A 15,892-nucleotide genomic window follows, 5' to 3' on the forward strand; every position below is an offset into this window, starting at 1 on the left:
TTTTTTATATATTTTATTCACAAGAGAGCGATTTTATGAGAAAATTATTAGCAGATGAAAAAACAGCATAGATAACAGTATATTGAGGTGTAAGGAGAATACAGATGGCAATACAGTTTGTACTGGGACCCGCCGGTTCAGGAAAAACAGAATATGTGATAAAGAAGCTGATAGAGGAGTCGATGGCTCACGGAGACCTGAATTATTTGTACGTGGTTCCAGAGCAGTTCTCCATGGAGGCGCAGAGAGATATAGTGACCATGCATCCGAGGCATGGAACAATGAACATAGATGCCATAGGCTTCAACAGGCTTGCGTACCGGGTATTCGATGAGCTGTCAGTGAATCCGGGAAGGGTTCTGGAGGACTTTGGAAAGAGCATGCTCATCAAGAAGATACTTATAGAGTCACAGGACGAGCTCCTTGTTTATGGAAGCTATATCAACAAGATGGGTTTTATAGATGAGATGAAATCCATGATGTCTGAGCTGTTCCAGTATGCGGTTGACAGGGATTCGATCGACGCAGTCATGGACAAGCTGGATAAGGACAGTCTGGTATACAGAAAAATGCATGACATCAGGCTTATATACGAGAGATTTGAGGAGTATAACAGGGATGACAGCTATATAGTTGCGGAGCAGCTCATAGAGCTGCTAGCTGAGTGCGTGGACAGGTCGGATATGCTGGCGCACAGCCATCTGTATCTTGACGGATTCACAGGATTTACACCGGTACAGATGGATCTTATCAGGAAGCTCATGACACGCGTTGAGAGCATGACATTTGTATTTACGATAGATGCGTTCCAGATAGGCTTCACAAAGCCGAAGGAGTACGAGCTGTTCAGACTCACCAAGGAGACCGTGCAGGCGCTTGTGAGAATGGCGGGCGATGAGCAGGTGGACATACTGGATAATGTCGTTATGTGTCAGGATCGCAGACCGTACAGATTCGAGAAAAGCATGGAGCTTGCCGGACTTGAGGCCAATCTGTTCAGATACCCCCATGGCAGAGTCACGGGCGATGACGGAGACATACATGTGGTCGCTGTGGACAGGGCGGCAGACGAGGCTGAGTATATAGCGGGAAGAATACGAGAGCTTGTCAGGGACAAGGGATACCGTTATAAGGATATAGCTGTGGTTGCGGGTGATCTGCAGGATGTGGCAAGGTATTACCGTCAGGCGATGGAGGAATACGATATCCCTGTGTTCATAGATGCAAATATATCTCTTAAGGGAGATCCGTGCTCAGACACCATAAGGGCTTTCCTCGGTGTGATGACGGAGAACTTCTCATTTGACAGCGTGTTCAGACTGTTAAAGTCAGGAATGACCGGTGTGGATCAGGACGACATTGAGAGGATGGAGAACTATGTGCTTCTCAGGAATCTCAGGGGTTACAGGAGCTGGACGAAGGAGATAACCGATGACAGGAATCCTGACTATGCGGCAGACATGGAGTCTATAAGAGCCCAGATCATGGAGCTTTTCCCGGACAAATGTATCGATGTGTGGAAGCCGGCAAGCCCTGGCTCCAAGAACACAGTGAGAACATATACGGAATCTCTTTACAGCTTCCTTGCGCAGCTTGATGTGTGCGGTAAGCTTGAGGCTCATAAGAAAGTGCTGTATGAGCAGGAGAGATGGGATGAGGGAGATGCATACGGAAGGATATTTGACAAGGTTGTTGCCCTGTTTGAGAAGATGGAGGCTATAATCGGCGATGAGAAGCTTACCGTAAAAGAATATGCGGGAATCCTGGATGCAGGCATAGCGGATATGGAGATCGGTATAGTGCCTCCGACTATAGACCGCGTGGTGGTCGGCGATATGACGAGATCAAGGCTCAACCATATAAAGGTGCTGTTCATGGCGGGAGTGAACGAAGGCATAATTCCGAAACCGGCCAAGAAGGGCAGGATACTCTCCGGTGCAGACCGCCAGAGTCTTGAGGACTACGGTATAGAGCTGGCTCCATCAGATAAGACAAATGCGTATATAGAACAGTTCTATATATACACCACGCTCACCAAGGCATCGGATATGATCTATGTGCTGTGCCGAAAGATCGGAGAGGATCTCAAGTCCATGAAGCCGTCATACCTGATAGACAGGATAAAGAATATATTCCCGGATATACGGACGGAGGAGTATGATGTGGACGGTCAGATGCCGGAGACTGCGGCGGGAGCGCTCAGATACATCATCAGACATTCTGATGACGTTGAAGCCGGGGAGACGCTGGACGCTGTCAGAAAACTGCTTTCGAAGATGGGATATGGCAGACAGCTCAGATCGATTAACTTCGGGCAGAATTATGTTAACTCGTCAAAAAATCTGTCTCCAGATACTGTACGCCTTATATATGGAGAGAATCTGGTGGAGAGTGTGTCCAAGCTTGAGCGGTATGCTGAGTGCCAGTTCAAGTATTTCCTGACATACGGACTTTCGCTCAGAGAGAGGGAGACATACAGGATAGGCGCTGCAAATGTTGGTAATATACTTCACAGCACCATGGAGAAGATATTCTCATTTGTCAGGATGTTCAGGGACAACGACTGGGTACATCTGGACGAGGCGGAGCTGGAACAGAAGGCGGTGGAATTTGCAAATGAATCTGCGGAGGATGAAGCCGGGCTGTACTTTGAGGATTCTTCAAGAGCGGCATACATGAAAAAGCTTCTGGCGGATGTTGCGTCGAGGACAGCCAGGACGCTCCGCACATTTATCAGATGTGGGGAGATGGATCCGGAGAATTTTGAGCGGCGGTTCAACACATCGGAAAATGCAGACAACATAGACAGATATATATTCAATCTTCCAAATGGACTCACGATGAGCCTTAAGGGAGTTATAGACAGAATAGATGAATTTACGGATGACAGGGATGCTTATTTCAAGATCATAGATTACAAGTCATCTGATAAGAAGCTGGATATAGACAAGGTGCTCGGAGGACTCCAGATGCAGCTCGTGACATACGGCGCCATAGCCTGCGAGCTTGAAAAGCGCAGGATGGCACAGCTTGGAAGACCTGGTGGTATACATGTGGGCGGACTTCTGTATTATACCTTTGACAATCCGGCATGTGACGTGACGGCAATGGGAGATAAGATCAGATACACCGATGACGGCATGGGATTTGCGGCCGATGACGAGGTGTTCGGGGGAGTGCTTGTGGACACCTTCGAGAAGAAGATACTTGAGGAGTCCAGATATTCAGGCCTGTACAATGGAGATAACAGGGCGCTGAAGGTCATGGACAACAGCTCAGCGACACTCAAGAACGGACAGAGACTTGAGGAGACTCTTATAACAGATCTCATGGAGGCGAACCGCAGGAACATAGAGAGGCTTGCCGGCAGTATAGCTGAGGGAAGCATCGAGATAAATCCGGTCAATGAGGGCAAGGCAAATGCGTGCAAATACTGTGATTTTAAGGGCATATGTGCATTTGACAGCAAGTATTCAGGCAATTCATACTCCAGGATCTATAGGGGCGAGGCGGAAAATTACAGCCGCAAAGCTGAGGATATAAAGAATATCAAGACTGAATACAAGAAGGTCAGGGGTGATATGGAGAAGGCCGTTAAGTCATGTGACAGCGCCCGGAAAAAGTATGAGGATGCAAAGAAGAAGGTAGATGACCGCGGCGATAAGGCAACACAGAAGATGAGGGATACTCTCGAGAGCACCGGCAGGAAGCTTGCGGAGGAGAGGGTGCATCTTGAGGAGCTGAGGGAACTGTCTGAACAGATAGTGAAGAGAGCTGCTGAGTTCGATATAGAGATAAGTGAGGAATGATGACATGGGAAAAGATATGAAGACTGACAATGGAATAAAGTGGACAGACCAGCAGGCGCATGTCATCGACACAAGGCATGGCAATCTTCTTGTATCTGCAGCAGCGGGGTCAGGTAAGACGGCGGTGCTCGTGGAGCGTATCATAGAGATGGTGGCCGGAAGAAATTCGCGTGGTGACAGAATAGAGGGAAGCGAGCCGGTATCTGTGGATGAGCTTCTTGTCGTTACATTTACAAATGCGGCAGCGGCCCAGATGAAGGAGAAGATAGGACAGGCACTGCAGAAAAAGATAGATGAGATGATGGCGAAGGGCGAATATGACGAGCATCTTATAAAGCAGATGACATTGATCAACCATGCTGACATCTGCACCATAGACAGCTTTTGCCTTAGGATAGTGAAGGAATACTTTGCGAGGGTGGAGCTCGACTGTGCATTTGGCATAGCGGACGACACGGAGATGAAGATCATAAAGCACGACGTGATGGATCAGGTCATGGAGATGTGCTATGAGGATGAATCGGTCGTGCCCGGTTTCGACAGGCTGATAATGACGTTTGCGAGAAATGAGAGTGACAGTGCCGTGCCGGATATCGTTGAGAGGATAATAAAGGTTATATCCAGCTATCCGGAGCCGAAGAAATGGCTTGCGCAGGCGGCGGATGCCATGAAATTTGCCGTGGATACATCATCCACTGAGGAGGAGAAGAGAAGAGAAGTCATGGGGCTTCCGATGGTCAGAACATTTGCGGACAGGGTGTACATGATGCTCAGAACTGCGGATGATATGGTCAGGGAGTGCCAGAAATATGCAACGGAGGCGTATGGCCTTGAGGCGTACGGACTCCGTGTGGATAAGGATGTTGAGCTGATAACACACATGCTCAGAAGCTGTGGCGGGGAAGACGACCTGCATGTTGACCTGTTTGAACTCAGAGATATATACAGATCGTCATTGAGACCGGAGGGACTCAAGATGGAGAAGGATGCCCAGGGCCGGAGTATATGCTATGCATTTGACAGATTTGTGAACCCGGGCGGTGGAGCTGACCCGGAGAAGAAGGAATTTGTCAAATCAAGGCGGGATGTGTATAAGTCGATCATAGACGACATAGTTTCGGTCGTCCTGGATGTGGATGACATTCTGAGGCAGGCAGCCATGACTGAGCCAGTGATATCATCACTTTTGAAGCTCACTGAGCTTTATATGGATGAGCTGATGAAGGTCAAGATGGACAAGAATATGTTCGAGTTCCACGACATAGAGGAGTTCGCATTCAGGATACTTTGCGATGGAATAGAGGATGACAGGGCTGTCCCTTCAGAGATTGGAAAGGAAGTCTCAAGGCGGTACAGGGAGATACTTATAGATGAGTATCAGGACAGTAACTTTCTGCAGGAATACATTCTGGCAAGTGTGTCGGGACACGGTGAGGATATCCACAACACATTCATGGTCGGTGATGTTAAGCAGAGCATATACAGATTCAGAATGGCGAGACCGGATCTGTTCATAGAGAAGTATGACAGCTACCGCAGGCTGGGTGATGCTGACATAGCGGACCCGGACATAGATGGCAACAGCATACTGCTGACCAGAAACTTCCGAAGTGAGATAAATGTGTTAAAGACGGTGAACTCAATATTTGCCCAGCTCATGAGGCGAGAGATAGGAGACATAGAGTACGATGAGGGCGCAAAGCTCAATTCCAGATTTGCCATAAGTGACGGAGAAGGGATGGCGGAGCCGGATGACGTGGATCATGGCCCTGTATCAGAGTTCATACTCATAGACAACAATATGAGAGAAGCGGATGTATCTGAGGAGTATGGCAATCCTGAGGTTGAGGCGAATTATATCGCCGGTAAGATACGTGATATTGTGGACGGAAGTGAACCTCTGTATGTTGGAAGTGGTGCTGACAGGAGACCTGTCAGATATAAGGATATCGTCATACTGCTTAGAAGTGTGTCCACAGCATCCACCATATTTGACAGGGTATTTCAGGAGAAGGGCATACCTCTGTATATTGAGAGTGAGAGTGGCTACTTTGATGCTGCTGAGATACGGACACTGGTCAGCATGCTCTCCATAGTTGATAACAGCTACGTGGATTACGACCTGGCTGCTGTCTTAAGGTCGCCACTGGTAGGCCTTGATGAGGAGGAGCTTGCGGTTATAGTGGGTGAATACCGCAGCAGATACGAGAAGAACGGCACGGACTGGAACGCCAGACTTTATGACAAGGTCATAGATTATATGGACACCCATGTGGGCGAGAAAAAACACGCTGTGGACAGACTGTGGGAATTCCTCCGCATGCTTGACTATCTCAAGAAGAATAAAAATTATATGTCCATAAGCGACATAATAAGATACGTGCTGGACACCACCGGATTTTACTGGTTTGTCGGTGCCAGACCGATGGGAAGAAGACGCCAGGCGAATATCGACATGCTCATCAAGAAGGCGGATGATTTCGAGGAGAACAGCAAGGGCGTGTTCAACTTCATCCGATATGTTGATGAGCTCAAGACAAATGATCTGGATTTTGCAGAGGCTGATGTGGTCAGTGAGAATGAGGACGTCGTCCGAGTCATGACCATGCACAAGAGCAAGGGACTGGAGTTCCCTGTTGTATTTGTGTCTGGGCTCGGCAAGGAGTTTAATCTGATGGACACCAGATCAAATGTGCTTGTCCACCAGGATCATTATCTGGCGTGCGACCAGGTCGACCTCAGAACAAGAGCAAGAAGAATGACATTTTTCAAGCGGATAATGAGTAAGAATATCGTTGCGGAGACCTATGCCGAGGAGATGAGAGTCCTGTATGTGGCGTTAACCAGGGCAAAGGAAAAGTTGTACATGACCGGGTGCGTGAAGGATGCAGACAAATTCAAGGCAGCCTGTGATATGTATATAATCGGAGACAGGATGAATTATGCATCTATCATGAAAGCAAATGGCTATGCCGCCTGGATATATACCGCGCTCAGGTATGTGGGAGAGTGCGATCATGTGAAGAGCATCGAGGTGGAGGCCGACAGCTTTATGTCTCCTGAGACTGATCAGGATGAAGCAGAAAATATGACAGTGGAAGCCTCTGAAGTGAAGCTCGACAAAGAACTGTATGACCATGTGAAGAACGGACTGGAATTCAGGTATGGCTACAGACATTCGGGGCTTAAGAGCAAGATGTCCATAACCGAGATAAAAAGACTTCAGGCGCACGGTGAGGATGCCATTACACCGGATATCCTAACCAGCAGGGAGTACAGTGCCAGAAGTGAGGTCCCAATCCCAGCATTCATGAGTGAGGAGAGGATAGTCCATGGAAATGAGATAGGAAACATTTATCACAAGATCATGGAGCTTGCAGACTTCTCAGGGAAAACTGTTGCGGATGCGGAGAAGGATGTCGACAGAGTGTTTGAGCTTGGGTTATTTGATGAGCTGTACAGAGAGCGGATAAGACCAAAGAAGATATATAAGATGATACACAGTGAGATAGGACAGCGCATGGCGGCTGCGGGCAAGTCGGACAGACTGTACCGTGAGAGACAGTTCTACATGATGATGGAGCCCGGAGAAATAATGAGCTCACTTAAGGACTGCGGAGACGAGACGATAGTTGTACAGGGAATCATAGATGCCTACTTCGAGGAAGATGGCGGCATAGTTCTTCTGGATTACAAGACAGACAGCGTGAAGGATGCGTCGGAGCTGGTTAAGAGATACCATGTCCAGCTCGACAAATACGCCGATGTGCTTGAACAGCTCACCGGCATGAAGGTTAAGGAGAAGGTCATATATTCATTCTGTCTTGATACAACGGTAAACTTGTAAACCGTACGCTGAATTGATATAATAAGACCGGGTATGCAAAAACGATATAGTGATGAAAGGACATGCGCATGATAATAGCAGAGAATCTTAAGAAGGTGTATGGCGGAGACATTGTATCAGTTGATGATCTCAGTTTCCATATACACAAGGGTGAGATTGTAGGATTTGTTGGACAGAATGGTGCGGGTAAGACAACTACCATCAAGATGCTGACAGGTATACTTATGCCGACGGAGGGCAGAGTAAAGATAAATGGTTTCGACATGAGAGAAAAGCCGATGGAGGCCAAGCAGTCCATGGGTTATATAGCCGACAATCCTGATATATTTCTCAGACTTACGGGACTTGAGTATGTCAATTTCATCGCTGATATATATGGAGTATCGACCACCGAGAGAAAGCAGAGGATAGAGCAGATGGCTGAACGCTTTGGTATGGAGGACAGCCTGAACAGACAGATGGTCAGCTATTCCCACGGTATGCGCCAGAAGATGATGGTCATAGCTGCGCTTGTGCACAATCCACCTGTATGGATACTCGACGAGCCTATGACGGGACTTGATCCGAATGCGGCATATGAGCTCAAGAAGATGATGCGTGAACATGCCGACGCAGGAAACTGTGTATTCTTTTCAACACATGTTCTCGAGGTTGCAGAGAAGCTCTGCGACAAGATAATCATGATAAGAAAGGGAAAGGATATATACCAGGGAACTCTGGATGAGCTTGAGACACAGCACAGGAACAAATCTCTTGAAGAGATATTTGTGGAGATGACGCATGAAGAATTTTAGGATATTGCTCAGTATGATAAGCAGGAATAATGATATGGAGATGCCGGAGCACGGGGACAAGGCAAAGGCATATAAGGTCATGGGAATCATCGCCATGTGCTGTATCATGATCCCGTGCTGTATCGTTGTGGGATTTATAGTTTACATAATGACTGCCGCACTCATGGAGGCGGGAGGCTGTACAGAGGGACTCAACCTCGTTATCCAGCTCATGTCGGTGTTCGGCGTTATATTCAGTATAATGGTCTTATTCAATCTGCTTTATTTTTCATCTGATCTTGATCATTTACTGCCGCTGCCTGTGAAACCGGCAGAGCTTGTGGCCGCCAAGTTTACACACGCATATTTTGCCGAGAGCGTCATGGAGTTTATGGTTCTCTTCTGTGGATTTATCGGTTACTTTGTAGCCGCAGAGATAAAGCCGGTATCCGTGATAACCTCATTACTTGGAGTATTTTTACTTCCGGTTCTGCCGCTGGTGTACTGTGGTATATTTGCACTGATAGTCATGGCGTTTTTCAGCAAACTCAAACTGCTCAGAAATGTGGACTTCATGGTGGGACTTGCGGTTGTAGTGTTTGCAGGCCTTTTCATATGGTCATTTGCACAGATGGACTCTGTGAATATAAATAATTACATAGACAGCCTTAAAAATGGTGACAATATATTCATAAAGGTAATGAACAATATATTTTTCACGGTTCCGCTGTTCCTGAAGGCATTGGGCAGTAACAACATCGTGTATATGTTGCTCTTTGTGCTTGTGAACGCTGGCTGTGTGGCACTTCTGTTTTTCCTTGGAAATCTGCTGTACCTCAGGGGCGTATACCTTGTGTCATCCACCGGAAGGTCAGGACGCCGCCAGAAGGAAGTTGTCGGGCTGCAGGACTTTGCCATAAAGACACCGTTCAGATCATATATGGCAAAGGAGATAAAGACACTGGTGAGGACTCCGGCATACAGGAAGTATTGCGTTGTGGTCAACCTGATATGGCCGATACTCGTTGTGGCATTGTTCAATATACCTGCAACTGCGGATTCGATCAGGGCATTCAGAGACACATTTGGAAGAGGGCTTTTCCTGGCTGACATGGTCATGCTGGTTGCGGTCATCGCCCTGGCATTCTTTGCAACAGCGATGAACAGTATCGCATCCACGGCGTTCACCAGAGAGGGAAGCCATATATCATTTATAAAGCACATCCCGATGACATATGATCTCCAGATCCGCGCAAAGGTCTGGGTTAGCATGCTGTTCAGCGGAGTGACGATCGCGGTTACCACGGTTATCCTCTGTATATATATGGAGTGTAGTGTTATAGACAGTGTGTATTATGTTGTGCTGGGAATCCTCGGCTCGGGCATTTGCACATACACAGGTGTGCTTCTCGATTCAACACATCCGAAGCTTGACTGGGAGGATGAATACGGTGCGCTCAGAGGCAATCTGAATGCGTTCTTTAATATGGCTATTGCAATTGTTATAGCAATTGTTTTGTGTGTGGCAGGATATCTTGTTTTCAAGTTTACAATGATCCCGTCATATGCAGTATATATTATTTTCTTTATAATAATGGGAGCTATACTCGTTATCCTGCGCAGTATTACTATGCGCAGGAGTGCGTGGAATATAGACACTGATGTGTACAGTTATTAACAGGAGGCAATGAAAATGGCACAGAAAAATGCGTGGAACAAATACAAGAAGGATGAGATAAAGGAGCTGGAGAGCCTGTGTAAGGACTACAGGGAATTCCTTGACAATGGCAAGACAGAGAGAGAATGCGTTAAAGAGATCGTCAGACAGGCAGAGGATCACGGCTACAGAGATCTGAAGAAGATCATTAAGAACAAGGAGAGCCTTGCAGCTGGAGATAAAGTGTATGCCGTGTGGATGAACAAGACGGTCGCCATGTTCAATATAGGAAAGAAGAAGCTTGAGAAGGGCATGAACATACTCGGTGCACACATTGATTCCCCTCGAATGGATGTGAAGCAGAATCCGCTTTATGAGAAGGGCGGATTTGCATATCTCGACACTCACTATTACGGCGGAATCAAGAAGTATCAGTGGGTAACACTCCCACTTGCCATACACGGTGTTGTTGCAAAGACAAATGGTGACGTTATGACAGTGAACATAGGAGAGGACAAGAATGATCCGGTATTCTGTGTTACAGATCTTCTCATACATCTCTCTCAGGAGCAGCTCAAGAAGAGAGCGGATTCAGTGATAGAGGGAGAGCAGCTTGACATACTGTTTGCAAGCAGACCGCTTGAGGGCAAGGAGAAGGAGGCTGTAAAGGAAGCTGTACTTGCGCTCCTTGAGAAGAAGTACGATATGAAGGAGGAGGATTTCCTATCAGCAGAGCTCGAGATCGTTCCTGCAGGAAAGGCAAGGAACTGCGGTATAGACGAGAGTATGATCATGGCATATGGCCAGGACGACAGAGTGTGTGCATACACATCCCTTGTCGCCATGCTTGAGGCTGACGATCCGGAGAAGACGACCTGCTGTCTGCTCACTGACAAGGAGGAGATAGGAAGTGTTGGAGCAACAGGAATGCAGTCACACTTCTTTGAGAATACTGTAGCTGAGATCATGAACGCCATGGGTGGCTTCTCAGAGATCTCACTCAGAAGATGTCTTGCATCGTCAAGGATGCTGTCATCGGATGTATCTGCGGGCTTTGATCCTACATTTGAGTCAGCATTTGACAAGAAGAATGCGGCTATCTTCGGTGAGGGAATGGTATTTAACAAGTTCACAGGATCAAGAGGAAAGTCAGGATCAAATGACGCAAATGCAGAATACATGGCGGCTATAAGAAAGATCATGGATGATGCGGAGATCACATACCAGACAGCCGAGCTCGGCAAGGTAGATGTCGGTGGCGGCGGAACCATCGCATATATACTTTCACTGTATGGTATGGAGGTAATAGACTGTGGCGTGGCTGTACTCAACATGCATGCACCATGGGAAGTGACATCCAAGGCAGATATATATGAGACCAAGAAAGGATATGTTGCATTCCTCAAAGAGGCGTAGGAGCGGACATATCTTCGGAGGAAAAAATGAGAGATCATCAAAAGAAACTTATCATATACGTGATAATACTTGCCGTGGCGACAGTGATGTGGCCACGGCTTAGTGTGTTTGCAGATGAGGATTTTACATCAAATTATAACCAGAGGACATTCTCCGATACCGATGGGTTTGACAGTGGAGAGGCAAATTGTGTGTGTCAGTCTGTGAGTGGATACATATGGATAGGTACGGACAACGGACTTTACAGGTATGACGGAAGTGAATTTACACTGTTCTCACTGGACGGTGACGAGGATGCCACGAAATATTCGATCAACTGCATTTATCTCACAAGTGATGAGAAGCTGTATGTTGGAACGGACAACTATGGACTCTACATGTATGATAACGGAACCTTTCAGAGAGTTTCCGAGATGTACAATCTGGGTGTGTCGACCATCAACGCCATGTACGAGGACGATAACAAGAATCTGTGGATAGCGGCCTCGTCGGGAATATTTCGTCTGTCATCTGACGGTGCGGAAGCTCTGGCTGATGATGTCGTGTCAGGACTCAGCGTGGGAAATATATCAGGACATGGGGACTATGTGTATGCAATAGCCAATAATGATATTTTGATAACCGTTGATCCTGAAAGACATGTCTCCATAACCAACAAGTCAGAGTACAGGGTCGACGATATAAACTCACTGTATGTTGACGAGAATGGCAACAGATATTATGGATCCGCCGGATACAGCATTCTTAAGATAGGAACAGACGGCAAGAATGAGATCATCAACACGGGCAACCTTCACGGAATCAACAAGATATATTCGGATGGCGACAACATCTGGGCGCTTGCCGATGACGGTGTTGGATATATCTCATCAAAGGGTAATGTGACAGCCATCGGGGGACTGAGCTTTAACGAGTCGATGAGCGATATGATCATAGACTTTGAGGGCAATTACTGGTTTACGTCATACAGAAAAGGTATTCTTCAGTTGGAGAGGAGCAAGTTCCAGAATGTCACCATGAAGTACGGCATAGACAGCTCCATCGTGAACTGTGTGACGAGCTACAATGGCAACACGTTTATAGGAACTGATGAAGGTCTGTATATCGTAGATTCAAATGGCAAGCTTGTGATGAGTGCGGAAAATGAGCTCGTATCAAAGCTCAGCGGTATAAGTATACGAGATCTGTATGTGGATTCGGACGATCATCTGTGGATAGCTACATATAAGATATATGGTGTAATAAAGGTGAGCCGAAACTGGCAGTACAAGAGCTACAGCCGTGGAGAGTCATCACTCATAAGCAATGCCGTGAACTGTATAACTGAGATAAAGCCGGGAACGGTGGCGGTTGGAACAGAGAACGGTATATCTGTGATAGAGGGCGATGATGTCGTAAAGAGCATATCGAGACTGGATGGACTTGATAACCCTGACATAATCAGCCTGTACGCAGACGAGACCGGCGAGCTGTATGCCGGTTCCAACGGCGCTGGCGTGTTTATAGTTGACACGGATTATACTGTCGGCAAGATGAAGCTGGATGATACCCAGAAGATGAGCGTTGTGTCAAGTATGGTCCGCGGAAGCAGCGGTTTGTGGATAGGAACGGACAATGGTCTGTATTATCAGGAGGGAACCGTCAGACAGGTCACCACCGTGGATAACACCAACGGTATATACGATCTCATAATGGACGATCAGGGATACCTGTGGATGTTTGGTTCCAGAGGTTTATACAGATATTATGAGAAGGATATACTGAGCAATGCCTCACCTGAATATATAAGCTTTACGAAGAACGACGGAATAATATCCAACATAACAGAGAAATCAACCAACTATGTGTCAAAGACAGGCGTTGTGTATGTGTGCTGCGATGAAGGGCTGTGCAGGATAAATCTCAATTCAGAGTATGTGAACGAGGTAGCTCCTAGGGTTCGTATTGCCTCCATAGAGGTGGATGGAACTGAGCATCAGTTCTCAGATCTTGACGGACAGATAGATGTGCCGAAGAACACCAACAGAATAACTATCAAGTTCTCAGTCCTTAGTTATGTAAACCGTGCTGACATATCAGTGGAGTATTACCTTGAGGGCTTTGAGAGCGAGAAGAGAACGCTCACGGGAACTGACAAGATGGAGGTCGAGTACACCAATCTTGAGGGAGGTACTTACCGTTTTATGTTAACTGCAAAAAATGCGGACGGCGTGGAGTGTGAACAGCCGCTTACATTTGTCATAGACAAGGAACTTGGTTTTTTCGAGACGAATCTGGCAAAGATGCTCCTTGTGATATTTATAGTTCTTCTTATCTTAGTGGGAATAGCTGTTGCGAGAAGTATCTTCAAGCTTCTCAGAAGACAGAACGAGCAGGTGGAAGAGCTCAGCAAGAAGAGTGAGGAGGCGGAGAAGTCAAATCAGGCAAAGAATGATTATGTAAACTATCTTAATCATGAGATAAGGACTCCACTCAATAACATAATCGCCATCTCAGAGCTTGCCATGAGAAACTGTCAGGATACCCAGAGTGATGAGTATGCACAGTACGGTGCCATGTATGCTGCGGGAAGAGAGATACTCGATATGTCCGATGGAATATCGAAGCTTTCAAACCTCAAGGACGACATCATAGAGCCGGAGTACAAGCAGTATTTTGCCTCGGATCTCATAGATGAGCTCTCCGACGAATTCAAGTCCATGGTGAACAGTGATCTCATCGATCTCAAGGTCAGCATTGAGGACAAGATACCGAACGGACTCATAGGAGATATGACGGCGGTGAGAGAGATTCTTGAGAACATATTTGCATGGTCCGCAAATACTACAAAAGAGGGCTATATAAGCATAGACATTGACTGGCGTATAGCCAGAAGAGCTGACGAGGATGTAGATGAGGCGGAGGCCGAGGATTACACAGTCAGTGAATTCTCGGAGCTCATAGAGGAACCGGAGACTGAGATATCCCGAATATTTGACAGGGATCACGATGAGATATATCTGGACTTCAAGATATCGGATACAGGACTTGGAGTTAAGGAAGAGAGACTTGGAACATTGTTTGAGCTGGATGACTCCTATGAGAGATCAGATATAGGAATGTTCAGAGTCAGTCTTGGCCTTGCCATAGCCAAGGAGCTTGTGCGTATGCTGGATGGAAGCATCAGCGCAGAGAGCATATATGGCGCAGGAACGACCATACGCTTCAGCATCAAGCAGTCAGTGTTTGATTATAGTTATGTCAACTACAATGAGAGAAAGCGCAAGGAGATGGCGAGAAGAAATGCCAATTCACATCTGTGGCTGCCGGATGCCCGCATACTTATAGTGGACGACTCAGAGCTTGCATTACAGGTGGAGAAGACCATATTTGATACATATGGTCTGGCGTGCGACACAGCCACATCGGGATTTGATGCACTTGATAAGGTCATGGTGGAGAATTACGATATGGTATTTATCGACACCGTTATGCCTGTCATGGATGGACTGGATACCGTCAGGGAGATGAGAAATCTTGACGGTGAGGAGTACAAGAAGATGCCTATCATTGCGCTGTCCGCCAACACGGTCGAGACATCCAGAGAGGAGATACTCACATCGGGCTTCAACGATGTCATAGTTAAGCCGATAGAGCTCGATCAGGCAGAATCCATGCTGAGGACTTATATATCGGAGGACAAGATAAAGGAGAGAGACACAGAGCTTTCCCAGTCCGATGATGACATCAACTATATGGAGGATGCAGTCCTGCTTGGAAGATTTGTGTCCGTGGAAGATTCCGTCAAAGCCATGGGTGGAAGCTTCAGAACCTTTAACACATTTGTCAGAAATTACAGGGATGAGTACCGGGAAGAGGTACAGCAGCTCAGAAAATATATAGACGACGATGTGAGAAAGTACAAAAATATAATCCATGACATCAAGAGCAGCAGTGCAAATATCGGGGCTTACGGAATCGAGCGCAAGGCGGCCAACCTGGAGTCTGCGATAAATATCGGAAACCAGCAGTATGCCCGCGATAATACCCGCGATTTTATAGCTATGATGAACGACTTCTTCAAGCAGATAGACAAGTACATGTCAAAGATAAATCATGTGGAGGAGCCTGCTGAGAAGGAAGTCCGGGATGGAATAAACAAGAGCAAGCTCAAGGAGCTCAGGGCATTCTTGAGAGCGGGGGACCGCGAACCTGTGGAGGACCTTATACGTGATATTGACAGGTACTCCTACGGAGATATAGACACAGAGTTCTTCACTGCACTTAAGGAGTATGTGGGAACCGGAGATTACCAGACCTCCAGCGAGATGATAGACCAGTATCTCAACAGTATCTAACATTATATAAAGTGCGCAGGCAAAATAAGCCTGCGCTGCAATATAAATAAACA

The 15,892-nt window shown here is 46.8% G+C and carries 6 protein-coding genes; all 6 read left to right on the plus strand.

From position 1 onward, the window contains the following. The first annotated feature begins 104 nt into the window (after positions 1-104). Positions 105-3,809 (plus strand): PD-(D/E)XK nuclease family protein, encoded by a 3,705-nt coding sequence (locus ARA78_RS12755; protein WP_055280656.1) that lies wholly within the window; start codon positions 105-107, stop codon positions 3,807-3,809. A gap of 4 nt (positions 3,810-3,813) precedes the next feature. Further along, positions 3,814-7,656, plus strand: coding sequence for a helicase-exonuclease AddAB subunit AddA (addA, locus tag ARA78_RS12760; protein WP_055280657.1), 3,843 nt, complete (start codon positions 3,814-3,816; stop codon positions 7,654-7,656). A gap of 62 nt (positions 7,657-7,718) precedes the next feature. Next, positions 7,719-8,450 carry an ABC transporter ATP-binding protein gene (locus ARA78_RS12765; protein WP_330375672.1) on the plus strand — a complete coding sequence of 244 codons (732 nt, stop codon included), beginning with the start codon at positions 7,719-7,721 and terminating at the stop codon, positions 8,448-8,450. Next, positions 8,437-10,107 (plus strand): hypothetical protein, encoded by a 1,671-nt coding sequence (locus tag ARA78_RS12770; protein ID WP_022216894.1) that lies wholly within the window; start codon positions 8,437-8,439, stop codon positions 10,105-10,107. Before ARA78_RS12765 ends, ARA78_RS12770 begins: the two co-directional genes overlap by 14 nt. Positions 10,108-10,122: 15 nt before the next feature. Next, complete coding sequence (locus tag ARA78_RS12775; protein ID WP_022216893.1) at positions 10,123-11,502, plus strand: aminopeptidase; 1,380 nt, start codon at positions 10,123-10,125, stop codon at positions 11,500-11,502. Positions 11,503-11,528: 26 nt separating this feature from the next. Continuing rightward, complete coding sequence (locus ARA78_RS12780) at positions 11,529-15,839, plus strand: hybrid sensor histidine kinase/response regulator (protein WP_055280658.1); 4,311 nt, start codon at positions 11,529-11,531, stop codon at positions 15,837-15,839. Positions 15,840-15,892 lie beyond the last annotated feature (53 nt).

It is taken from the genome of Coprococcus eutactus (assembly GCF_001404675.1).
Taxonomy (GTDB): Bacteria; Bacillota; Clostridia; order Lachnospirales; family Lachnospiraceae; genus Coprococcus; species Coprococcus aceti.